General features: G+C 72.1%; 17 protein-coding genes. 9 read left to right on the top strand and 8 right to left on the bottom strand.

Annotation, left to right across the window (positions count from 1 at the left end; all coding sequences use genetic code 11):
- Positions 1-578: hypothetical protein (locus ABD151_RS10955; protein ID WP_425571910.1), on the bottom strand; the 578-nt coding region annotated here is incomplete at its 3' end.
- Between the two features lie 133 nt (positions 579-711).
- On the opposite strand from ABD151_RS10955, the gene eccCa reads away from it, so the two are divergent.
- The gene (gene eccCa, locus ABD151_RS10950; protein WP_343994216.1) at positions 712-4,692 is read left to right on the top strand and encodes a type VII secretion protein EccCa; all 3,981 of its coding nucleotides are present in this window, start codon (positions 712-714) and stop codon (positions 4,690-4,692) included.
- A 130-nt stretch (positions 4,693-4,822) separates the two neighbouring features.
- Here eccCa and ABD151_RS10945 read toward each other — a convergent pair whose 3' ends face one another.
- The 4 genes from ABD151_RS10945 to ABD151_RS10930 form a co-directional block, all read right to left on the bottom strand.
- Positions 4,823-6,481: a helicase HerA-like domain-containing protein gene (locus ABD151_RS10945; protein WP_343994214.1), complete on the bottom strand. Its 1,659-nt coding sequence runs from the start codon at positions 6,479-6,481 to the stop codon at positions 4,823-4,825.
- A gap of 173 nt (positions 6,482-6,654) precedes the next feature.
- Complete coding sequence (locus ABD151_RS10940; RefSeq protein ID WP_343994212.1) at positions 6,655-7,299, bottom strand: response regulator; 645 nt, start codon at positions 7,297-7,299, stop codon at positions 6,655-6,657.
- Complete coding sequence (locus ABD151_RS10935) at positions 7,299-9,380, bottom strand: GAF domain-containing sensor histidine kinase (protein ID WP_343994210.1); 2,082 nt, start codon at positions 9,378-9,380, stop codon at positions 7,299-7,301. Before ABD151_RS10935 ends, ABD151_RS10940 begins: the two co-directional genes overlap by 1 nt.
- 56 nt (positions 9,381-9,436) lie before the next feature.
- Positions 9,437-10,162, bottom strand: a complete 726-nt coding sequence (locus tag ABD151_RS10930; protein ID WP_343994208.1) for a hypothetical protein — start codon at positions 10,160-10,162, stop codon at positions 9,437-9,439.
- Between the two features lie 155 nt (positions 10,163-10,317).
- Here ABD151_RS10930 and ABD151_RS10925 point away from each other — a divergent pair, with 155 nt between their 5' ends.
- From ABD151_RS10925 to ABD151_RS10910, 4 genes are all read left to right on the top strand, one after another.
- Positions 10,318-10,614: a type II toxin-antitoxin system VapB family antitoxin gene (locus ABD151_RS10925; RefSeq protein WP_343994206.1), complete on the top strand. Its 297-nt coding sequence runs from the start codon at positions 10,318-10,320 to the stop codon at positions 10,612-10,614.
- Positions 10,615-10,618: 4 nt separating this feature from the next.
- Positions 10,619-11,134: a LytR C-terminal domain-containing protein gene (locus tag ABD151_RS10920; protein WP_343994204.1), complete on the top strand. Its 516-nt coding sequence runs from the start codon at positions 10,619-10,621 to the stop codon at positions 11,132-11,134.
- 59 nt (positions 11,135-11,193) lie between these two features.
- On the top strand, positions 11,194-12,642 hold the full coding sequence (locus tag ABD151_RS10915) for an FAD-binding protein (RefSeq protein WP_343994202.1): 1,449 nt from the start codon (positions 11,194-11,196) through the stop codon (positions 12,640-12,642).
- Positions 12,643-12,729: 87 nt separating this feature from the next.
- The gene (locus ABD151_RS10910; RefSeq protein ID WP_343994200.1) at positions 12,730-13,905 is read left to right on the top strand and encodes a pyridoxal phosphate-dependent aminotransferase; all 1,176 of its coding nucleotides are present in this window, start codon (positions 12,730-12,732) and stop codon (positions 13,903-13,905) included.
- A gap of 98 nt (positions 13,906-14,003) precedes the next feature.
- Here ABD151_RS10910 and ABD151_RS10905 read toward each other — a convergent pair whose 3' ends face one another.
- Both ABD151_RS10905 and ABD151_RS10900 read right to left on the bottom strand, forming a co-directional pair.
- Entirely contained in the window at positions 14,004-16,493 is a 2,490-nt protein-coding gene (locus ABD151_RS10905; protein WP_343994198.1) for a flagellar basal body-associated FliL family protein, read from the bottom strand.
- A gap of 308 nt (positions 16,494-16,801) precedes the next feature.
- The gene (locus tag ABD151_RS10900; RefSeq protein WP_343994196.1) at positions 16,802-17,377 is read right to left on the bottom strand and encodes a LysR family substrate-binding domain-containing protein; all 576 of its coding nucleotides are present in this window, start codon (positions 17,375-17,377) and stop codon (positions 16,802-16,804) included.
- Positions 17,378-17,495: 118 nt separating this feature from the next.
- Between ABD151_RS10900 and ABD151_RS10895 the strand changes: the two genes are divergently transcribed.
- The 3 genes from ABD151_RS10895 to ABD151_RS10885 are packed head-to-tail and all read left to right on the top strand — an operon-like array spanning position 17,496 to position 20,129.
- Positions 17,496-17,933: a hypothetical protein gene (locus tag ABD151_RS10895; protein WP_343994194.1), complete on the top strand. Its 438-nt coding sequence runs from the start codon at positions 17,496-17,498 to the stop codon at positions 17,931-17,933.
- A gap of 1 nt (position 17,934) precedes the next feature.
- The gene (locus tag ABD151_RS10890) at positions 17,935-18,858 is read left to right on the top strand and encodes a hypothetical protein (RefSeq protein WP_343994192.1); all 924 of its coding nucleotides are present in this window, start codon (positions 17,935-17,937) and stop codon (positions 18,856-18,858) included.
- Positions 18,855-20,129, top strand: coding sequence for a hypothetical protein (locus tag ABD151_RS10885; RefSeq protein WP_343994190.1), 1,275 nt, complete (start codon positions 18,855-18,857; stop codon positions 20,127-20,129). Before ABD151_RS10890 ends, ABD151_RS10885 begins: the two co-directional genes overlap by 4 nt.
- Positions 20,130-20,148: 19 nt before the next feature.
- On the opposite strand, the gene ABD151_RS10880 is transcribed toward ABD151_RS10885, so the two are convergent.
- Positions 20,149-21,585: a vWA domain-containing protein gene (locus ABD151_RS10880; protein WP_343994188.1), complete on the bottom strand. Its 1,437-nt coding sequence runs from the start codon at positions 21,583-21,585 to the stop codon at positions 20,149-20,151.
- Positions 21,586-21,775: 190 nt separating this feature from the next.
- On the opposite strand from ABD151_RS10880, the gene ABD151_RS10875 reads away from it, so the two are divergent.
- A complete protein-coding gene (locus ABD151_RS10875; RefSeq protein WP_343994186.1) occupies positions 21,776-22,426 on the top strand; it encodes an NAD(P)-dependent oxidoreductase in 651 nt (216 codons plus the stop codon).
- The last annotated feature ends 29 nt before the right edge of the window (positions 22,427-22,455 follow it).

The raw sequence follows: 22,455 nt of genomic DNA, 5'->3' as shown, positions 1-22,455 counted from the left end.
CCTGCCACCAGCGCGGAGACGCCCAGCGACACCGGAAGGTGGACCGCACCGGGCTCGTGGACCAGCGCGAACGTGGCAGCAGCGGCGAAGAGCGGCGCTGCCGCCGCCCGCTCGGACTGGTGCCGGCCGAACGGCAGCACGCCCACCAGGGCAGCCGCGCCGAGCAGCGCCACGGTCGCCGTGTGCTCGGTGCTGGCGGTACCGGCTGTCAGCACCGCGGCCAGCACCCCGATCAGTCCGGCGGCCACCGCCACCAGCAGGGTGAGCGGCGACGCGCTCGGACGGTCGTCGGCCTCATCGGCGGCGCGACGCTGCGCCGCGGGCCCGCGGCCCGGAGCCTCGCCGACGGCGAGCAGCAGGGCACCCGAGCCGATGCCGGCACCGGCCAGCGAGGTGGTCGCCCCCAACAGCGTGCCGCGGGTCGTCGCCAACTGCAGCGGAGCGCGGAACCCGGTCTGCTGGGCGTACTCGCGCAGCACGTCGGCCGTCGCCGCGCCGGCAGGCACAGCGAGGTCGAGGGCCCCGACGGGGCCATGCACGGTTACCGAGACCATGTCGGTGCTGGCGACACCTGACACGACGCACCCCCTTGTGAGTTCGTGGGGGCAGCGTAGTACGTGGATCTCGAGGTCGTGTCTGCCCGTTCTCGTAGGATCGTCGTCGCCGGGGCGGTCGAACCCGGCTTCTCGGACTCCTCGACGAAGGTGACCAGTGACCACACTGCGTAGCGGCACCCGCCTCGATCCACCGGAGATGCCCTCCGGTCAGATCAAGCTGCAGCCACCCCCGGAGCTGCAACAGCACGAGGGCGTCGGCCAGGCGATGATGATGGCGATCCCGATGCTGGGCAGCGTCGGGTCGATCCTGCTGGTGGCCACGATGAGCACCGGCGGCTCGGGCGCGCCGTCGTCGTCACGGCTGCTGATCACCGGCGGCATGTTCCTCTTCGCCACGCTCGGCTTCATCGGCGTCCAGATCGATCGCCAGCGCAAGCAGCGCCAGCAGCAGGTGGTCGGCTCGCGCACCGAGTACCTGCGCTACCTGGCCACCATCCGCAAGCTCGCCCGCAACGCCGCCGACCAGCAGCGCGCCGCGCTGACCTGGCAGCACCCCGACCCGGCCGCACTGCCGGCCCTCGCCGAGGACCGCACCCGGCTGTGGGAGAACGCCTCCAACGATCCCCAGTTCCTGCACGTGCGCTACGGCCTCTCCATGCAGCCTCTCTCCTTGGAGCTGGTGCCACCCGAGAGCGCTCCGGTCGAGCAGGTCGACCCGACCGCCGCCAGTGCCCTGCACCGCCTGCTGGTCGTGCACCGGGTGCAGCCGAACCTGCCCGCCTCGATCGACCTGCGGGCCTTCGACCGGGTGGAGCTGACCGGCCCCGAGGAGAACAGCCGGGCGCTGGCCCGCGCGCTGGTCTGCTCGGCCGCCGCCTTCCACAGCCCGGAGAACCTGCTGATCGCGGTGCTCTCCCACCCCCGGCATCTGCCCGAGTGGGACTGGCTCAAGTGGCTCCCGCACAGCCTGAGCAGCCAGCAGGGCGACGCGGTGGGCCCGCGCCGGATGGTCACCACCTCGCTCGACGACCTCGGCGCGATGCTGCCCCCCGACCTCAGCGAGCGCCCCCGGTTCGGCGCCGACGAGGCCGGCGCGACGCCGCACATCCTGCTCGTCGTCGACGGCGTCGACCTGCCGCCCGGCAACCATGTGATCCCGCCCGACGGCCTGCACGGCGTCACCCTGCTGGACCTCCCCGAGCAGTGGGACGAGCTCGACGACCCGACCCGGCTGCGGATGCAGTTCGAGGCCGCGCCACTGGAGAGTGGCAAGGCACCGGTGACGGCGCTGCGCCTGCGGGCCGAGCCGATGCGTGGCCTGGCCGATCAGATGGACCTCGCCACGGCCGAGGCGTTCGCCCGCCGGCTCGCGCCGCTGAACACTGTCTCGCTGGGCTCCGAGGGCGGCGAGGCCTCCGGGCCGACCGACTTCATGGACCTGCTCGGTCTCGGCGACGTGCACACCTTCGAGACCGGCAGCGCGTGGCGCTCGCGTCCCTCGCGCGACCGGCTACGGGTGCCGATCGGCGTCAGCGACAACGGCAGCCCGGTGCACCTCGACATCAAGGAGTCCGCCCAGCAGGGCATGGGCCCGCACGGGTTGGTGATCGGCGCGACCGGCTCCGGCAAGTCGGAGTTCCTGCGCACCCTGGTGCTGGGCCTGGCGATGACGCACTCCCCCTCCCAGCTCAACATGGTGCTGGTCGACTTCAAGGGCGGCGCCACCTTCGCCGGCATGTCCGAGATGCCGCACGTCTCGGCGGTGATCACCAACCTGGCCGAGGAGCTCACCCTCGTCGACCGGATGCAGGACGCCCTCTCCGGCGAGATGGTGCGCCGCCAGGAGCTGCTCCGCGCGGCCGGCAACTACGCCTCGATCCGGGACTACGAGAAGGCCCGTGCCGCCGGCGAGGATCTCGCCCCGATGCCGTCGCTGTTCATCGTCGTCGACGAGTTCTCCGAGATGCTCTCGGCCAAGCCGGAGTTCATCGACCTGTTCGTCGCGATCGGGCGCCTCGGCCGCTCGCTGGGCCTGCACCTGCTGCTGGCCAGCCAGCGCCTGGAGGAGGGCAGGCTGCGCGGTCTGGAGTCGCACCTGTCCTACCGGATCGGTCTGCGCACGTTCTCCGCGGTCGAGTCGCGCACCGTGCTCGGCGTGCCGGACGCCTACGAGCTGCCCGCCGTCCCGGGCCTCGGGTACCTCAAGCCGGACCAGTCGACGCTGCTGCGGTTCAAGGCCGCCTACGTCTCCGGGCCTCCCTCGGGACGCCGTCCGGTGCGCCGCGACGAGGGCGGCAACCTGCGCGGCATCCTGCCGTTCACCATTGCCGAGGTCACCTCGCTGGAGCCCGTCGACGACGACCTCCCGGTGCTGCCGAGCGCCCCGCAGGGCGACCAGGAGTCGCTGCTCGACATCGCGGTCGCGCGGATGGTCGGCCACGGCGACACCGCGCACCAGGTCTGGCTGCCCCCGCTCGACGTTCCGGACACCTTGGACGCGTTGATGCCCGACCTCGCCGAGCACCCGCAGCTGGGCCTGGTCTCGCAGAGCTGGCGCAACCTGGGCGCGCTGACGGTGCCGGTCGGCATCGTCGACCGTCCGCGCGAGCAGCGCCGCGACACCCTCACCGTCTCGCTCACCGGCGCGGCCGGGCACGCCGCCGTGGTCGGTGGCCCGCGCACCGGCAAGAGCACCCTGCTGCGCACCCTGGTCACCAGCCTGGCGCTGACCACCACCCCGTTGGAGAGCCAGTTCTTCGTGCTCGACTTCGGCGGTGGCACCTTCGCCGGCCTGAGCGGCCTGCCGCACCTGGCCGGTGTCGCCTCCCGTTCCGAGCCCGACGTCGTCCGCCGGATCGTGGCCGAGGTCAAGGGCGTCGTGGACCGTCGCGAGGCGTACTTCCGCAGCAACGGGATCGACTCGATCGAGACCTACCGCTCGCGGCGCGCGGCCGGCGGCGCCGACGACGGCTACGGCGACGTGTTCCTGGTCGTCGACGGGTGGAGCACGCTGCGCTCGGACTTCGACGACATCGAGGTCGAGCTGCAGAACCTCGCCCAGCGCGGCCTGACCTTCGGCGTGCACCTGGTGGCGGCGGCGTCGCGGTGGGCCGACTTCCGCGCCGCGCTGCGCGACCTCTTCGGCACCCGCCTCGAGCTCCGCCTCGGTGACCCGCTCGACTCCGAGGTTGACCGCAAGGTGGCCCAGCTGGTGCCGTCGGGGCGACCCGGCCGCGGCCTGGTGCCGGGCAAGCTGCACTTCCTCGGCGCCCTGCCCCGGATCGACGGCGCCCCGCGCGGCGACACCCTGGGCGACGGCGTCGCGGACCTGGTGGCGCGGACGGCGGCCGCCTGGCGCGGCCCGAGCGGCCCGAAGGTGCGGCTGCTGCCGAGCCGGATCGGGCTGGAGAAGATCCGCCAGGCGGCGCCGGACAGCAAGCGACTGCTGCTCGGCATCAACGAGAAGGAGCTGGCCCCGGTCGGCCTGGACGCCGACGCCGAGCCGCACCTGCTGGTGCTGGGCGACGGCCGCTCCGGCAAGAGCGCGATGCTGCGGGCTCTGGTCGCCGAGATCGTGCGCACCCGCACCCCGGAGACCGCGCAGATCATCGCCGTCGACTATCGGCGCTCCCTGCTCGGCGAGATCCCGGCGGAGTTCCAGCTCGACTACCTGACCAGCGCCACCCAGGCCACGCCCGCGCTCAAGGACCTGGCCACCTACCTGACCAACCGGCTGCCGGGTCCCGACGTCACGCCGGAGCAGTTGCGCAACCGGTCCTGGTGGTCGGGTGCCGAGGCCTGGGTGCTGATCGACGACTACGACCTGGTCGCCACCCAGGCAGGCTCGCCGGTGCATCCGCTGGTGCCGTTGCTGGCGCAGGCCCGCGACGTCGGCTTCCACCTGGTGGTCACCCGCCGGATGGGCGGCGCCGCACGAGGCATGTACGACCCGGTCCTGCAGACCCTGCGCGACCTGGCGATGCCCGGGATCATGCTGTCGGGCAGCCCCGACGAAGGCGCGCTCCTCGGCAACGTGCGCCCGGCCCTCTCCGCTCCGGGTCGTGGCCGCCTGATCAGCCGCGACCGCGGCATCGAGGTCGTCCAGCTCGCCTGGACCAACCCCACCACCCCCTAGCCCGACCCGCCGCAAACCTCCACCGAGTTGCTTGCGCACGCCAACCATTCCGGATAGTCCCTGACGTTTTCGTGGTTTTTCGTCGCAGAAACCACGAAAACGTCAGGGACTATCTCCAGGCGATCCAGGGTCAGCGGCGACGGCGGCCGGTGCCGAACATGCCGCGGGCGATCTCGCGGGCGGCGGTGCGCATGAAGTCCTTGAAAGCGCCGGACTCGACCACCTTGTCCACCACCGACTTCTCGGGCTTGGGTGCGGTGCGACCCGACGGCTTGCGCTTGGACAACCGCTCGGCCTCGCGCTGGTGCGGCTCGAGGCCGTCGTCAGGAGTGGACGGCGCCTCGCCGGAGGCACCGGAGGACTCGGCGGCGGCCTTGTCGGCGCCCGCCTCCAACTTGGCGGCCAAGATCTCCCGGGCCGACTCGCGGTCGATGCTCTGGGCGTAGGTCGGGTACAGGGGCGAGGCCTGGACGGCGGCCTCCATGGCAGCGGCATCGGCGGCACCCATCAGCGACTCCGGCGCGCGCAGCCTGGTCCAGGCGACCGGGGTCGGCGCGCCGCGCTCGTCCATCACCGTGACGACGGCCTCCCCGATCCCCAGCGAGGTGATCACGCTGCCGAGGTCGTCGTAGCCCGAGTGCGGGTAGGTGTTGACGGTCTGCTTGAGCGCCTTGGCGTCGTTGGGCGTGTGCGCCCGCAGCTGGTGCTGGATCCGCGAGCCGAGCTGCGCCAGCACGTCGTCCGGGACGTCGGTCGGGCTCTGCGTCACGAAGAAGACGCCGACGCCCTTGGATCGGATCAGCCGCACGGTCTGGGTGATCTGGGCGAGGAAGTCCTTGGAGGCGTCCTTGAAGAGCAGGTGCGCCTCGTCGAAGAAGAAGACCAGCTTCGGCTTGTCCAGGTCGCCGACCTCGGGCAGGTCGTTGAACAGGTCGGCCAGCAGCCACATCAGGAAGGTCGAGAAGACCGCCGGCCGGTCCTGCAGGTTCGGCAGCTCCACCAGCGAGATCAACCCGCGCCCGTCCGGCAGGGTCTTGAGGAACTCCACCGAGTCGAACTCCGGCTCCCCGAAGAACGCGTCCGCGCCCTGGTCGGAGAAGTTGATGAGCTCACGCAGGATCACCCCGGCGGTGGCCGAGGAAAGGCCGCCGAGCTCCTTGAGGTCGGCCTTGCCCTCCGCACTGGTGAGGTACTGGACGACGGCACGCAGGTCGGCCAGGTCGAGCAGCGGCAGGCCCGCCTTGTCGGCGTAGTGGAAGACCAGGCCGAGCGAGGACTCCTGGGTGGCGTTGAGCCCGAGCACCTTGGCCAGCAGCACCGGCCCGAACGAGCTCATCGTCACCCGCAGCGGAACGCCGACGCCCTGGCCGCCGAGAGCGAAGAACTCGACGCCGAATCCGGTGGCCGTCCACTGCTGGCCGACGCCGGCCGCCCGGGCGGTGATCTTCTCGCCGCCCTCACCGGGGACGCTGAGCCCGGAGAGGTCGCCCTTGATGTCGGCGGCGAAGACCGGCACGCCGGCCGCGCTGAGCTGCTCGGCGAGAAGCTGCAGGGTCTTGGTCTTGCCGGTGCCGGTGGCGCCCGCGATCAGCCCGTGCCGGTTCAGCATCGCCAACGGGATCCGCACCCGGGTGTCGACGAGCGTGCTGGCGTCCAGCATCAACCCACCGAGCTCGAGCGCCGTCCCCTCGAACGCGTACCCGGCCGCCACCTGGGCGACGATCGGGCTCTCGCTGCCAGGGGTGTCGGCCGTTGCGGCCCCGGGCGCCGTCTCGGAACTCTCGCTCATGGCTGGCACCCTATGCCGGGTCCCGGGCCGCGGTCAGCACCTCAGCTACCCCCTCACTCCACCCCACCGGCCGATCGTCCCTAACGTTCTGGTTGCTGACACGCCGGTAGAACAGCCAAAACGTTAGGGACGACCCAGGTTGTTCGGGGCGGGTGATCGCCGCAAACAGCACCTCAGCGCAGGCCCGCGTCCCGGGCCTCCACGATCGCCTCGGCCCGCCCTGCCACCTCCAGCTTGGCGTAGATCGCGGAGACGGCGTTGCGCACCGTCTTGTCCGAGAGGTGCAGCTCGGCGGCGATCTCCCCGTTGCTGCGCCCGGTGGCGATCATCTGCAGCACGGTCCGCTCGCGGTCGCTCAGCTCAGGGAACGGCACCGCCGCTGCCGGTGCGGTGCCGCGCGCCAGCAGCGTCGCGATCCGGCCGGCCATCGAGGCACCGAAGACCATCTGCCCCGCAGCCGCGGAGGTGATCGCGCGGTGCACCTCGCCGGCCCCGGCACCCTTGAGCAGGTAGCCGCAGGCACCGGCCCGGATCGCGGCGAGCACGGTGTCGTCGTCCTCGTTCATGGTGAGCATCAGCACCCGCAGCTGCGGGCGTCGTCCGAGCAGGAAGCGGGTCGCCTCGATCCCGTCCAGGTGCGGCATCGACACGTCCATCACCACCACGTCGGGCTCGGCCTCGGCCACCACATGCAGCGCCTCGCGGCCGTCGGCCGCCGACCCCACCACGGTGACGCCGTCCAGCGCGCCGAGCAGCGCGACCAGCCCGTCGCGAACGATCTGGTGGTCGTCGACGACCACCACGGAGATCGTCTCCATCACACACTCCTCACGGGTAGCGCGGCGTGCACCTCGGTGCCGCCGCCCGGGCCTGGGCGGACGTCGGCGCTGCCGCCCAGCTCGGCGGCGCGCTCGCGCATCGACGCCATTCCGACGCCGGAGGGGGCGGGCCGCGGCAATCCCCGGCCGTCGTCACGGACCACCACCTGCAGCAGCCCCTCGACGAGCTCGGCACGGACCCAGACCCGGGTGGTGCCGGCGTGCCGGGCGACGTTGGTCAACGCCTCGGCGATGATCCGGTAGATCGCGACCTCCACTGCGGCGGGCAGCCCCGGCTGCAGGTCGTCGGCGTCGAGGTGGAGGTCGAGCTCGAGGCCTTCGGCGAGCTGTCCGACGGCGCCCAGCAGTCCCCGGTCGTCCAGCGTCGGCGGGCGCAACCCGTGCACCAGCCGGCGGACGTCGGCGACCACGTCCTGCACCTGGGCGCTGACCGCACCGAGCTGCTCGGCAACCTCGCCGGCACGCTCCGGACCGGCCGCCAGCCGCAGTTGAGCTGCGTCGAGCTGGAAGACGATGCCGCTCAGCGACGGCCCGAGTCCGTCATGCAGGTCGCGCCGGATCCGGCGGCGCTCCTCCTCGCGGGCCGCGACCAACTGCTCGCGGCTGTGCTGCACCTCCTCGACCAGCTGGCTGGTGCGCACCGCCACTGCCGCTTGGCGGACCAGGTCGCCGAGCAGTCGCTCGTCGCGCGCGCCGAGCTGCGAGCGCACCCCCTTGGCCGGCAGCACCAGGCGCCCGACCTCGCTGCTGCGGTAGTGGATCGGCAGCTCGCGCACCTGCTCCGGGCGGCTGCCGTGGGTGGCGACCACCGGGTCGCCGTCCGCCCACTCCACCTCGATGCTGACGAAGCCGACGCCGAAGGCGGTGGCCACGGCCCGCGCGGCGGCGTCGAGCTGGTCGTGCGGGGTCGCCGCCTCCTCCAGCACCGCGGAGAGCCCGGCCAGCGTGTCGTAGCGCTGTCCGCGCTCGCCGAGCATCCGCCGGCGCACCCGGGCCGCGAGCCACGAGCGCGCAGGCGAGTAGAGCAGCAGGGCGACCGCGAGCACCACGGCCACCACCTGGGCCCGGGTCAGCCCGTCGCCGAGCAGCACGGTGAGCAGGGCGAGCACCGCGACGTCGGCGACGATCAGCACCGCGACCACGGCAGCCAGGACCAGGGTGCGGGCGAGCAGGTCGCCGATCGGCACCAGGGTCGGGCGCACGATCGCCACCGTCATCGCCGCGGGCGGCAGCACGGTGGCCAGGAAGGCGCCGAGATGGTCGTCGGCAGGCAGCGGCACCAGCAGCCCCACCACCAACGCCGCCAGGATCACCACCACGCTCCACAGCAGCCAGCGCATCTGGTCGCGCGCCACCCCTTGGGAGCGGCGATAGCGGACCGCGACGGTGAGCAGCGAGACACCGAAGGCGACCACGCCGACCGCGACCGAGACCCGGACCAACGGCTCGCCCAGGCCGTCCAACCAGGTCAGCGTGGTCGGGTCGAGGTCGACGCCCGCAGGCAGCTCGTCCACGCCGAGGCCGCCCTCGGCCGGCGCGACCAGCACCACGAGACCGCTGAGCACCAGCAGCACCACGGTCGCGCGCGACACCCAGCCCCACGCCCCGCCCAGGAAGCGCCCGGTCGGGAAGATCATCACCAGGACGGCGGTGACGGCGGTCAGGTAGACGCCGAAGCGGTTGAGGAACCAGAGCACCCAGGTCATCGCCGGCCAGGCGTCGGTGGCCGTCAGGCCGCTGCGCACGTAGCTCTGCGCGAAGCCGTCGAGCGCCCAGAAGAGGCCGAAGCCGGCCAGCGCCCAGCCGAACGGCTGACGACGGTCGTGGCGCAGCACGATCGCGGCCAGGACGCCGAGCACTGCGCCGTTGAGCGTCCACGGCCAGCCCGCGCCACCGCCGGTGACCTCGACACCCGGACCGCTCGCCGGGGCCTGCAGGTCCACCCAGACCGAGAGCGGCAGCAGCGCCACGCAGATCGACGGCAGCAGCCAGACCCACCAGCCGGAACCGCCTCGCTCCGTGGCCGGTTCCCCGGTCACGGAGCGAGTGGGAGACGACACGGCGCCATTGTGCCGCGATTCGCCGCCGTCACGGAGCGGTTCGTCCGCCTGGATGCTCACGCTTCGTCGGTCACCCGGACGCCGGCCCGGTAGGCCTTGTCGCCGAACAGGAAGCCCAGCGAGATCACCAGCAGGCCCAGCGGGGCGAACATGCCGGCCATGTACTGCAGCGGCGACATCCCGAACAGCAGGGTGATCCCGCCACCGATCACGCCGACGAGTCCGAGCCAGCGCGGCACCGCGCCCTGGCGGGCCGCGACGAAGAGGGCGATCCCGCTCAGGCCGACCAGGCCCCAGCACCACGGGATGGTGCCGATCCAGTGCGCGAAGAAGGCGGAGTTCTCGTCGCTTGCCATCTCCTGGTTGCCGACCGCGAAGACGAACTCCGTGGTCAGGCCGGTTCCGAGCACGATCACCAGGGCGGTGCCGAAGATCCCGGAGAAGGCGACCAGCGGGGTCAGGCTCTGGGCGCTGACGGTGCCGGCCAGTCGGCGGTAGGCGCCGGCCGCGAAGACGATCAGGGCGACCGCCGCGATCATCGCGAAGGTGTGGAAGGCGATGATCTGCGGCACCTGATCGGCCAGCTTGTCGGCGATCTTGGCGGTGTCGCCGTCCAGGTCGGGGTCATAGACGGCGTCGACCATGCTGGAGGTGACCATGCTGCCGAGACCGGCGATGCCGGCGATCAGCCCGGACCAGGCCCAGGCACGTGACGGCCGGGCCTCGCGCTCGGGTGCCGGTGCGCCGATCGGCGGCGCGGACAGGGTGGGGGTGGCGTTCATCGGGTTTCTCCTCGATCGGTTCGGTTGCCTGATCGAGACTCGTCGACGACGTGTCCCGCGCGGCAGGGACAGCGCGGCACAGTTGTCAGGACATCCCGGTGGCGTGGGTGCGCGCACCGCCCAACAACTTCCACCCCCGCCACTAGACTCGTGCCGTGATCTTCAAGCGCGTAGGCAGCGAACGCCCCTACCCCGACCATGCGATGGGCTCGCGGGAGTGGGCGCAGGTCGCGCCGACGCAGGTTCGCCTCGGCGAGCTGGTGACGATCAAGGACACCCTGGACCTCTCGTCGCTGCTGGCGGAGGAGTCGACCTTCTACGGCGACCTCTTCGCACACGTCGTCCGCTGGCGGGGCGAGCTCTATCTCGAGGACGGCCTGCACCGGGCCCTGCGCGCGGCGCTCCAGCAGCGCACCGTCCTGCACGCCCGCGTCTTCGATCTGGAGGGTTGAGCCGGTGGATCACAAGAGAACGACCATCACGCTCTCGGCCCTCGTGCTGCTCTGCCTCTTCGGGCTCTTCTTCGGGCTGCGCGCGGTCACCGCCGAGTTGCCCGGCGAGGGCATCCTCAACGAGTCCGCGCCCACCTGCACGAACCGGGTGGTCTCGGCGGGGAGCACGATCACCTCCGAGGAGATCACCGTCAGCGTCTACAACGGGGGCGGTCGCTCCGGGCTGGCGAGCCGCACCATGCAGGAGTTCGTCGAGCGTGGCTTCTCCGCGGGCGACTCCGGCAACGCCCGCGACACCGGGGTGAAGGTGGCCCAGGTCTGGGCGGACAGCAAGGACAACCCGGCCGCCCAGCTGGTGCTGCGCCAGCTCGGCAAGGGCTTCAAGATCCACACCGGCAAGCCCGCGCTGGGCGTCGGCGTGGTGGTCGTGCTGGGCAGCGACTTCGAGCAGCTGGCGAAGTCGGCGCCGAGCCGGATCGAGGTCACCGAGGACGCCACCATCTGCAGCCCTCCGCTGTGAGCGGACCGGATTCGGCGGAACTCTAGAACTTGTTCTAGTTCTCCCCTACTCTGGCGCGCATGACCACCGCGCTGCCCGACGTCATCGATGCCGCCGTCCTGCCCGCTGACGCCGAGGAGTTCGACGTCGTCGTCCTCGGCTTCGGGATCACCGGCGGCTGTGCGGCACTGGAGGCCGCCCGCAGTGGAGCCCGGGTGCTGCTGCTGGAGCGGGCCGCCGTGCACGGCGGCACCTCGACGATGAGTGGCGGCGCGTTCTACCTCGGCGGCGGCACGCCGGTGCAGCAGGCGACCGGGCACGAGGACTCGGTGGAGGAGATGATCAAGTACCTCACCGCCGTCTCCCGCGACCCGGACGCGGAGAAGATCCGCGCCTACTGCGAGGGCAGTGTCGAGCACTTCACCTGGCTGGAGGCCCTCGGCTTCTCCTTCGAGCGCAGCTACCTGGACAAGAAGGCGGTGATCCAGCCCGGCACCGAGGGGCTGATGTACACCGGCAACGAGAAGGTCTGGCCCTACCTCGAGCAGGCCCGACCCGCGCCGCGTGGCCACAAGGTCCCGGTGCCCGGCGACACCGAGGGCACCAAGCTGGTGATGGACCTGCTCCGCGATCGGCTCGCCGAGACCTCGGCCGAGGTGCGCTACGAGACCGGCGGCAATGCGCTGGTCGTCGACGGCGACAGCGTGGTCGGGCTGCGCTGGAAGCGGTTCGACGAGACCGGCTACGTCCGCTGCCGCTCGGTGATCATCGCGGCCGGCGGCTTCGTGATGAACCCCGAGATGGTCGCCAAGTACACGCCGAACCTCGCCGAGAAGCCGTTCGTGCTCGGCTCCACCTACGACGACGGCCTCGGCATCCGGCTCGGCGAGTCGGTAGGCGGCGCGACGGTCTTCATGGAGGAGGCCTTCATCACCGCCCCCTTCTACCCGCCGCAGAGCCTGGTCAAGGGCATCGTGGTGAACAAGCTCGGCCAGCGCTTCGTGGCCGAGGACTCCTACCACGCACGCACCTCCGGCTTCGTGATGGACCAGCCGGACCATGCCGCCTACCTGATCGTCGACAGCGAGCACATCGAGCACCCCGACTTCCCGCTCGCGCCCTTCATCGACGGCTGGGAGACGGTGGCCGAGATGGAGAGCGGCCTCGGCCTGCCGGCCGGCTCGCTGGCGGCGACGCTGGAGCGCTACAACGAGCACGCCGCCCGCGGCGAGGACCCGGACTTCCACAAGCAGCCGGCCTGGCTGGCGCCGCAGAGCACCGGTCCGTGGGGCGCCTACGACCTCACCCTCGGCAAGGCCCTCTACGCCGGCTTCACGATGGGCGGGTTGACCACCGACGTCGACGGCCGGGTGCTGCGCGCCGACCGCTCCGTGATCGACGGCCTCTACGCGGCCGGCGCCTGCGCCTCCAACATCGCCCAGGACGCCAAGGGCTACTCCACCGGCACCCAGCTCGGGGAGGGCTCCTTCTTCGGGCGTCGCGCCGGACGGCACGCAGCCGCGAGCTGACGTCGTTCTCATCGGCCGGCACCCCCGCGGCTCGCAACGGACGACGTCCCCGAGAGGGGACGGCGAAAGGGCAGGCAGACTAGGCGCATGAGCGACCGTTTCACCGTGGCCAGTCGGGCCGCCGTCCCTCCGTTCCATGTGATGGACCTGCTGGCGGCTGCCGAGCAGCGGCAGCGCAGCCATGGCGACCTGGTGAACATGGTCGCCGGACAGCCCAGCACCGGCGCCCCGGGCCCGGTGCGCGACGAGGCGATCCGGCTGCTCGGCTCCGGCGACCCGCTCGGCTACTCGGTCGCCGTCGGCCTGCCGGAGCTGCGCGAGCAGATCGCCGGCCACCACAAGCGCTGGCACGGCGTCGACGCCAGCGCGGACGACGTCGTGGTCACGACCGGTTCCAGCGGCGGCTTCCTGCTCGCCTTCCTTGCCGCCTTCGAGATCGGCGACCGGGTCGCGATGGCCCGCCCGGGCTACCCCTGCTACCGCAATGTCCTGCAGGCGTTGGGCTGTGACGTCGTCGAGGTCGACTGCGGACCGGAGACCCGGTTCCAGCCGACCGTCGCCCAGCTGGAGGAGCTGGTGGCGCGGACCGGCCCGATCAAGGGCCTGGTGATCGCCAGTCCGGCCAACCCGACCGGCACCATGCTCGCCGCCACCGAGCTGGCCGCTCTCGCCTCCTGGTGCGAGACGCACGGCGTGCAGCTGATCAGCGACGAGATCTACCACGGCATCGAGTACGACCCCGCGCACAGCCGTGCCTCGGCCTGGTCCACCTCGCGCGAGGCGATCGTCTTCTGCTCGTTCTCCAAGTACTTCTCGATGACCGGCTGGCGGATCGGCTGGATGCTGGTGCCCGAGCGGCTGCGCCGCGCCGTCGACGTGCTCACCGGGAACTTCACCATCTGTCCTCCGGTGATCGCCCAGCGCGCCGCCGTCGCCGCCTTCACCGAGGAGTCGTACCGGGAGCTCGACGGGCACGTCGCGCGCTACGCCGAGAACCGCACCCTGCTGTTGGAAGGCCTGCCCCGGCTGGGGATCGACAAGCTGGCCCCGGCCGACGGTGCCTTCTACGCCTACGCCGACGTGTCGCACCTGACCACCGACTCGATGGCCTGGTCGCTGGACCTGCTGGCACGCACCGGCGTCGCCGTGGCACCGGGCATCGACTTCGACACCCGCGACGGCGGCCACCACGTGCGGTTCTCCTTCGCCGGCTCCGCGGCGGAGATCAACCGCGGCCTGGAGCGGCTCGCGGACGTCGTCTGAACCGCGCCTCTGCTCGGGGTCGTCCCTAACGTTTTGGCTGCTGGGGATCGGCGATCGCAGCCAAAACGTTAGGGACGACCCCGAGGTGGGATGGGTGCCTAGGCCTTCCAGGAGCGCGTCGTGCCCTCGTTGCTCCCGCTCACCCGCAGCAGCTTGGCGTAGCAGTGCGCGGGCTCGCGCCCGGACTCCTTGCACCAGGTGATCGCCGGGCCCGGCTTGGCTGAAGGCACCCCGGCCACGCTGACCCAGTAGTCGTCGTGCTCGAAGGCGGCGAAGTCGCCGCTCCAGATCAACCGCACCTCGGGGTACTCCAGACGGAGCCGCAGGTGCTCCTCGTAGATCGCCGTGTAGTCGTAGGTCTGCTGGTCGATCCGGTCGTGGGTGCCGTCCTGCTTCGACGACAGCTGCGGCACCCAGGAGCCGGCGAGATCCGCCTGTACCGCGGGACGGTCCTCAGCGGCCAGGCGCCGCAGCGCGGTGAGGCTGTTCTCCTCCCGGGTGTCAGGATCGACGACCACGTCAGTGCTCCCCGAGTCGGCACCGCCCGAGTCGGTGGCCTCCGGGGTCACCGGCAGGTGGCGGTCCTCGGCCTGGCCTGCGGCCTCGTCCTCGCAGTCGACCACCACCGAGCCGCCCTGGATCGCACTGCCGATCTCCTCAGGCGTCGCCCAGACCTGGCTGACCGGGAACCGGAGGGCCACCTTGGAACCCTCGCCCGACTCCGCCTGCGGCACCCAGATCGGATCGTCGGAGAAGTCGAAGAAGCCCTGGGCCAGGGTCTGGACGCCGACCGCAGTCGCGGGCATGCCGGTGACCGACATCCGGTAGCCGGCCGAGTCGAGCCACTGCCCCTGCGGACAGGTCGCGACCACGTCGAAGGTCACCTCGACCGCACCCTCGGCGCTGACCGCCTCGACCGGCACGAACTCCGGCTCGCTGCCGCACTTCGTGACGTACTCGTCGCTGAGCTCGAGGTCGTCCGCGGCTCCGGTCGCCGAGTCGCGCACCGCGCCGTCGGCAAGCAGGTCCTCCGCCGGCGTGCCGAAGTCGCCGTAGCCCCACATGGACGGTCCGGAGGTGACCACGATCGCGTCCGCCGTGGTGCCGATGTCGGCCCCGCGGCTGTAGGAGTCCTCGCCGGTGCCCTCGGTCAGCTCGATGTCACGTCGCCAGGCCAGCTTGCCGTTGCGCAGGCTGCGGACCTCGAAGACCTCGCTGCTCTCGCCGATGCTGAGGAAGGCGTCCTCGGTCGCTCCGTAGTTGCCGCGGCCCTCGGCGTCGGTCCACAGCACCGTTCCGGAGTCGACGTCCTGGAAGCTGATCTCCTCGGTGTACTCCTCGTTGCCCGCCTCGTCGTAGTCCGACCACTCGGTGACCCGCAGGACGTCGTCGCTCAGCCAGCTGGCGTGCACGTTGTCGCTCGGCGCGATCTCGCGCACCAGTTCCTGGGCCTCGAGGTCGTAGAGCCCGTTGCCGGCGCCGACCAGGCCCTTGCGCACCACCGCGCCCGAGGTCAGGTCGCCCCACGGGTAGTCGTCGAGGACCAGCTCCTCGTGGCCCGCGAACCAGAACCGCTCCCAGTCCTCATCGTGCTGGAGCGTCAGCGCTGCGCCGTTCTCGTCGAGCACCCGGACGCCGCTGCCGTCAGGGCGGGAGCTGCCGTCGTCCGGATCGAGGACGTAGCCCGACGAGAGGGCGATGTGGACGCCGGCCGCATCCGCGCTGAGCCCGATCCCGCCGTCGCCGCCGCCGTTGTCCGAACGGTCCTCCAGCTCGGTGGTCCACCCGCCGTCGGGGTCGTCGAGCGTGCCGGCCGAGACCGTCGCCGTGGTGACCTCGGTGACGGAGTCGTAGCTGGTCCCGGCTGCGTAGACGGCGTCCCCGCGGCCGGTCACCTCCTGCACGATGTGGTCGTAGCCGGCCTCGGCGATCGCCTTGCCGCTCTCCACGTCGTGGATCCACACCTGGCCGGTCTCGGCCTCCCAGTCCCCGTTCCAGCAGGCGAAGCGGGTGGTGGTCAGCTCCGCGCAGGCGTACGCCTCGGTCTCGACCAGCCAGCGACGCTTGCCGGTACCCGAGTCGAGCCCGACGATCCAGCGCTTGCTCTCCTCGGTGACCTCGTCCCAGTAGCTGACCGCGGCGACCACCGTGTGCGCGAAGAGGAAGGGTCGGTACGACTCCCCCTCGACCGGGACCATCGCGGTGAATGCAGCGCCCGGTTGTCCGGTCAGCTCGTCGGCAGAGGCCGTCCACTCGCGGTCCGGGGTGCCGAGGACCGACCCGTCGGGCTCCGCTGCGGCCGGCGCGCTGCCGGGGTCGTCGTCCTCGTCGGCGAGCACGAACGCCAGCCCGGCGGCGCCGACTCCGAGAAGCAGAACGGCAGCGAGGACGCCGGCGATCAGCCTGCCGCGGCGCTTGCGCGGGGCTGCGGCCGTCGGGAGCGGCGCAGCGGCCGTCGCAGGCGGTTCGGGGGCAACCGCGGGCTCGGGCGGAACCGGCGGCATCCGGACGGCGGTCGCCTCCACCGGCGGGACGTCGTCCGCTCCGGGTGCCGGGGCGACGTCGCCCACCGGGGGTACCGGGGACACCGGGGGTGCCGGGGACACCGGGGGTGCCGGGGACACCGGGGGTGCCGGGGACACCGGGGGTGCCGGGGGTGCGATCGCCTGGGTGCCACACCCGGTACAGAAGCGGGTGGTCAGCGGCTGACCACACTCCACACAGAAGTTCTGGGCCACGGGGTCCCCCGACATCGCAGTAACGACCAAATCGGAAATATGAGACCACGCGGATCGGCCGCGGCGCAGCCGTTGAACCAACTGGCTAGTGCCACCATCATGCGCTGCCGAACGTTTCGCCCCTGAGATCGCCGATTTCAGGGGCCGAACGCCAGGGACTATCGGGAACTGCGGGCGGTGCGACCCCGGGTGATGCCGACGAAGGTCTGGGTGTCCTCGCCGTCGCGGTCGATCAGCCAGATCAGGCCCATCTCGGTCGGGTCGAGGTCGCTGACCGGGCGCTGGACGACGTCCTTGCGCTGGTAGAGCCGCGCCACCGACATCGGCATGATCGCCACTCCCGTGCCGGCGGCCACCGTCTCGACGGCGTCCTTCTCGGTCATCTCCGGCCAGGCCAGCTGCTCGGCGTCCGGGGTCCAGCCGCTGGCGTGCGGGCGCACCAGCTGCTCGCCGGCCAGGTCGGCAAGCGCCACCTCGTCGTCGGCGGCCGCGATGAAGTGCTCCTTCGAGGCGACCACCACCGGCACCTCCTCGTAGAGCCGGATGCAGTGCAGGCCGGCCCGCTCCACCGGCAGCCGCACGATCGCCATGTCGACGCGCCCCTCGCGCACCGCCTGCTCCTGCTCCGGCTCGGTCAGCGGAACCAGCTCCAGCGGCTCCGGGCGACGCTCGCGCCAGGCGCGCGCCCACTTGTCGGGAGTGGCACCGGTGACGAAGCCCAGGCGGAAGGTCATGGGCCCAGGCTATGTCGCAGGTTTGGCCGCCGGAACTCGTGGGCAGGTAGTTTGCGACGAGGGGTTTGGGCTCTGCCGCGCTGGGGAACGTGGCTCGTTGAGGCGAGGTAGGTGATCCATGTACGGCGATACCGCCGCGATGCGCAAGCGCGCATCACAGTTGCGCGAGCAGGCGACCGAGCTGCGCACCATGGCCGACCAGCTGGTCGGCCAGATGGAGACGATCGGCTGGCAGGGGCGCGCGGTCACCGACCTGCGGGGCCGGGTCGCCGACCGGGCCGCTCAGCTCAAGGACGCCGCCGACCGGCACGAGACGGCCGCCGACTCGCTCGCCAAGCACGCCGCCGAGATCGAGCGGCTCAAGGAGGCGATCGACGACACCGAGCGCAGCGCCTCCTCCTTGATCGCCGAAGCGCGCAACCGGATCGCCCGACTGCCGTCGGCGTTCGACGGCGTCCGGGTCGAGGCCACCGACGCCGATCGCCAGCTCGACCAGTTCGCCCCGCCGGCCAGCGGCCACAAGGACTGGCTCACCGTCACCCTCCCAGGACTCTGAGATGCCGACCATCGACCTCACCACGCCGCCTCCCCCGCCTGCGGGCACCTTGGAGGGCCTGCCGCGCCGGATCTCGCTCACCCTCGCCGAGCTGCAGCTGCTCGCCGAGCGCGCCGGCAACGCGCCCCTGCCGTTCGAGCTCGCCGAGGTCGCCGCCCCCAGTGCGCTGGAGGGCCGCCTCGGGGCCTCCGCGCAGAGCGGTGACGACGCCCGCTACCGAGCCGCCGTCGCCGAGCTGTCCGACCCGCTCGACTCGCTCACCCGCCGCGGCCTCGCCGACGGCGACGCCACCGACCCGGGCGCCCTGGGCGCGCTCGGCCTGCTCGCCAAGCCTGCCGTCGCCGTCGACCTCGACGTGACCATCGACGGCGCCCGGGCGCGGGCCTGGCACCGCACCCGCGGCGGAGCCGTCGCCACGCTGGCCACCGCCGACGGCCTGGTCTTCGAGCTGGCCTGGTTCGACTCCGCCCAGTGGGCCACCGAGCTGGGCCGGGTCGCCGCGCTGCCCGCCGAGGCCGGCAGCACCGCCTCCCAGGTGCCCGCCGACGCCGACCTCCCCTTCGAGCTGCTCGACGCCGGCTCCGAGGCGATCCGCTCCGGACGCACCGACCTGCTCGCCGCGATCGTCGGCCACCACCACGCGGCCGCGCACGACGGCAGCGGGGCTGCGCTGACCGACGCCCAGGTGCAGGCCCTGATCAGCGCTCTCGGCGCCGAGACCCACGGGCGACTGCGAGCACTGGTCGCCGACGTCGAGGCCGGTGGCAGCACCGTCGGCGTCGTCTCGCTGGTCCTGCTCGCCGACGGCTGGCGCGCACTCACCCCCTACCGCGACGGCAAGGCCAACCGGGTCCGGATCCGCGCGGTGCAACCGAATGATCTGGCGGGGCTGCTGGCTCCGGTCCTGGCAGAGGTGTCGGCATGAGCACGGACGACAGGTACACCCGCTTCACCGCTCTCGCCGAGCTCTTCGACGCGACCGCCGACCAGCTCCGCGAGCGGGCCACGCTGGGCGCGACGGTGCTCGGCGACGACGACGTGGCCGACTCCGCCGAGCTCTCGCCGCGCACCTTCGCCCAGGCCGAGGAGGAGATCCTCGCCGCGACCACCGGCAAGCACGGTCTGCTCGGCCGCTCCACCGAGTTCGACGCCGACGCCCTGATCGTGCGGGCCACGGTGCGCACCTACCGCTGGATCGACGACCTCCAGGACGCCGCCTACCGCACCCTCGGCTCGATCGCGGCCCGCGCCGTCGGCTACCTGGCACCCGAGGTCGAGCTCGGTGGCGCGATCGTCGCTGCCGGCCTGATCGAGACCGACGCCCTGGACCGCGACGGCCTGGCCGCCTACCTCAACGAGCTGGCCGAGGCGAACCCCGACCTGATGGAGCACTTCGTCAGCGGCGGCGGGGGCCTGGTGGAGAGCCTGCAGCTGCGTGCCCTGCTCACCAACGCCGCCCTGGGCGCCGAGCACGGCAGCGCGATCACCCGCGGCGGTCTGCGCGCGGTCGGCGCACCCGACTTCGCCGACGACTTCTCCTCGGCGCTGCGCGACGTGGCCGGTGGCCTGGTCGCGGTCGACGCCGAGGCGAGCAAGGCCGCTGTGCCCAGCGCTGCTGCCCAGCCCTCCTCGGTGGAGGAGATCGTCGCCACGCTGGCCTCGCTGGAGGCCGACCTGTGGGTGCAGTCGCTGCCCGGCGGACGCTTCGCGCTCTACCTGACCGGTGCCCCCAGCGGCTCGTCGACGGACCGCGTGGTGCTCGCCGACGGTGACGTCGCCACCCGGGTGGAGCGCGCGGCCCAGGCACTGCGCACCGCGATCGGCTCGACGTCCGGTGCCCGGGTGCTGCTCGCCGGCTCCGGCCACGGGGGCGTGGTGGCCACCGCGCTCGCCAGCCTGCCGAGCGACGCCTGGGTGGTGGACCAGGTGATCACCGCCGGCTCGCCGGCCGCCCAGGCGACGGCCGTGCCGCCGTCGGTTCCGGTGCTCGCATTGGAGGACCGCTCCGACCCGGTGGCGCTGCTCGGCTCGCTGCTCAATGCCGGCGTCACCAATCGGCTGACGGTGGTCTTCGACGGAGGCTCCGCGACCGGCGTCCGCGCCTACCTGGCCGGTGGCCGGGCGGTCGACACCAGCACCCACGACGACCTGCGCGCCGCCGTCCAGCGGCTCCGGGAGCTCGGCTACCTGCGCTGAGCAGCTCGCGGGCAGGCTCCTAGAGGATGTCGTGCACGAACTCGCCCAGCTGGGCGAGGTTGCGGCACTCCACCATCGGCACGATCTCGGCATAGGCGGGCGCCGCGGAGTCACCGGTGCCCCAGTTGCGGGGATGCTCGGGGTTGAGCCACCAGGCGTGCCGGGCCCGGGAGGCGAGCGCCTTGAACCGGTGCAGCTCGGGGTCGGCGTAGTTGGAGCGCGCGTCGCCGAGGATCAGCAGTGAGGTCCTCGGCCCGATCGCGTCGGCGAACTCCTCCTCGAAGACCTTGAAGGCGCGCGGGTAGTTGGTGCGACCCCAGAGCGCCGCCTGGCTGGCGGAGGCGGCCAGCCGCTCCATCACCTCGACCGGGTCGCCGCCCGGCACCAGGTCCTCGGTGACCTCGTGCACGTGGTCGACGAAGGTGAAGGCGCGCAGCTTGGTGAACTGGTCGCGCAGCGCGTGCACCAACAGCAGGGTGAACTGGGCGAAGTTCGCCACCGAGCCGCTGACGTCGCAGAGCACCACCAGCTCCGAGCGGTGCGGACGCTTGGGGCGCTGGTGGGTCACCAAGGGCACTCCGCCGGTAGCGATCGACGCACGCACCGTGCGCCGGAAGTCCAGCGGGCCGCGGCGCATCGCGTGGTGCTCCTGGGTGAGCCGGGTCGCCAGCCTCCGTGCCAGCGGGTAGATCTCGCGACGCAGCTCGACCAGGTCGCTCTTGCGCGCGCTGAGGAAGTCGAGCCGATCGATGGTGGGCCGCAGCGTCGAGCTCGCCACGTGTTGGGCGCCCTTCTCCGCAGCAAGCCGGCGCAGCGCGTCGGACTGGACCTGCTGGGTGAACCGCTCCAGCACCCGCTGCGCGCGGCGCCGGGCCACCGGCTCCGAGTCCCCGGCCGCCATCAAACCGTCGACGAGCTGCTGCACCAGGCGCTCGGGCTGGATCCGCATCAGCGCCTGGTACGCACTCCACGAGGACATCCCGCGAGCCCGCCCGGGCATCGCGCCGAAGGTGCCGACGGCGGCGATCGCGAGCTCGGCCATCGCCTGGCCGCTGGCTCCGTCGCTGCCCGCCTCGGCTGCCTCCCGCATCGCCTCCAGCAGGTCCGCTCGGATCTGCTGGAGCGCGGCAGCGGTATCGGTGGGCTCTGCAGCCGCCGTGGGCCCTCCGGGCTCGACCTCGCCCGCGGCAAGGAGCTCCTCGAGGCTCGCTCCCGCGACCGTCAGGCCGTCGCCGATCAGCGGCGGGAACCAGAGATCGAAGATCGCGTCGAACTGCGGACGGTGCGCCACCCGCTTGACCACGGTCGCGGCGTAGACCGACCGGAGCCGCTCCCGCTCGGCCAGTCCGACCACCTCGACGGCCCGCGCGGCGTCGATGTCCTCGGCCACCGAGACCGGCAGGCCAGCTGTGCGCAACGCCTCGATGAAGGCGACGTGGCGGTCGAGGAGAGACATGCCGCCAGTCTCCCTCATCGGCCCCGGCACCGCGGAGCAGGTGAGCCAGGCCACACGCCGGAGCGCGGTGTTGTCCGATTTCAACCATGCCCTGTCCTGCCGCGACCGGGTCTTCGCCGCGAGATCGAGCAACTATTGACCATCAGCAACATACGGACCGAATTCGTCGCACCGGCGGCATCCTGAGGGAGTGAGCACCTTGACCAGCATCTCGATCATCGGCGGAACCGGCTACGCCGGCAGCAACATCGCCCGCGAGGCGGTACGCCGCGGACACACCGTGACCGCCTGGGCCCGCACCGAGCCCACCGCGCCGATCGACGGCGTCCAGTACCGGATCGGCTCGGTCCTCGACGCCGACACGGTGCGCGAGGCGGCCGGCGACGACGTCCTGGTGCTCGCCACGCACGCCCAGCTGGGCGACGACCGCACCCTGGGCGAGGTGCTGCCCCAGCTCGTGCAGGCCAGCGTCGACCACCAGACCCGGCTGGCGGTCGTCGGTGGCGCCGGCAGCTCCCTGGTAGCCGAGGGCGGCCCGCGCCTGGTCGACACCGCCGAGTTCCCGGCCGAGTTCAAGCCGGAGGCACTGGCCCACGCCGAGGTGCTGGAGCAGCTGCGCGCCGGCGAGACCAACCTGGACTGGTTCTACGTCAGCCCGGCAGCCTCCTTCGGCGCCTGGAACGCGGGCGAAGCCACCGGCAGCTACCGCACGGGCGGTGACCTGCTGGTCGCCGACGAGCAGGGCGACTCCTCGATCTCGGGTGCCGACTACGCCCTCGCCTTCGTCGACGAGATCGAGCAGCCGAAGCACACCCGCCAGCGCTTCACCGTCGGCTACTGAGCCGAGCCCCACCCGGGGCGCACCAACAG

Origin of the sequence: Nocardioides dubius (assembly GCF_039528155.1) — a bacterium.
In the GTDB taxonomy this organism is placed as follows: Bacteria; Actinomycetota; Actinomycetes; order Propionibacteriales; family Nocardioidaceae; genus Nocardioides; species Nocardioides dubius.
The sequence above is the reverse complement of the archived record's forward strand: the minus strand, read 5'-3'. Positions and strand labels throughout refer to the sequence as shown.

Excerpts from the sequence above, each read along its gene's own strand:
- ABD151_RS10945 (WP_343994214.1), bottom strand. The coding sequence starts at position 6,481 with ATGAGCGAGAGTTCCGAGACGGCGCCCGGGGCCGCAACGGCCGACACC.
- ABD151_RS10940 (WP_343994212.1), bottom strand. The coding sequence starts at position 7,299 with ATGGAGACGATCTCCGTGGTGGTCGTCGACGACCACCAGATCGTTCGC.
- ABD151_RS10930 (WP_343994208.1), bottom strand. The coding sequence starts at position 10,162 with ATGAACGCCACCCCCACCCTGTCCGCGCCGCCGATCGGCGCACCGGCA.
- ABD151_RS10915 (WP_343994202.1), top strand. The coding sequence starts at position 11,194 with ATGACCACCGCGCTGCCCGACGTCATCGATGCCGCCGTCCTGCCCGCT.
- ABD151_RS10910 (WP_343994200.1), top strand. The coding sequence starts at position 12,730 with ATGAGCGACCGTTTCACCGTGGCCAGTCGGGCCGCCGTCCCTCCGTTC.
- ABD151_RS10900 (WP_343994196.1), bottom strand. The coding sequence starts at position 17,377 with ATGACCTTCCGCCTGGGCTTCGTCACCGGTGCCACTCCCGACAAGTGG.
- ABD151_RS10895 (WP_343994194.1), top strand. The coding sequence starts at position 17,496 with ATGTACGGCGATACCGCCGCGATGCGCAAGCGCGCATCACAGTTGCGC.
- ABD151_RS10890 (WP_343994192.1), top strand. The coding sequence starts at position 17,935 with ATGCCGACCATCGACCTCACCACGCCGCCTCCCCCGCCTGCGGGCACC.
- ABD151_RS10885 (WP_343994190.1), top strand. The coding sequence starts at position 18,855 with ATGAGCACGGACGACAGGTACACCCGCTTCACCGCTCTCGCCGAGCTC.
- ABD151_RS10880 (WP_343994188.1), bottom strand. The coding sequence starts at position 21,585 with ATGTCTCTCCTCGACCGCCACGTCGCCTTCATCGAGGCGTTGCGCACA.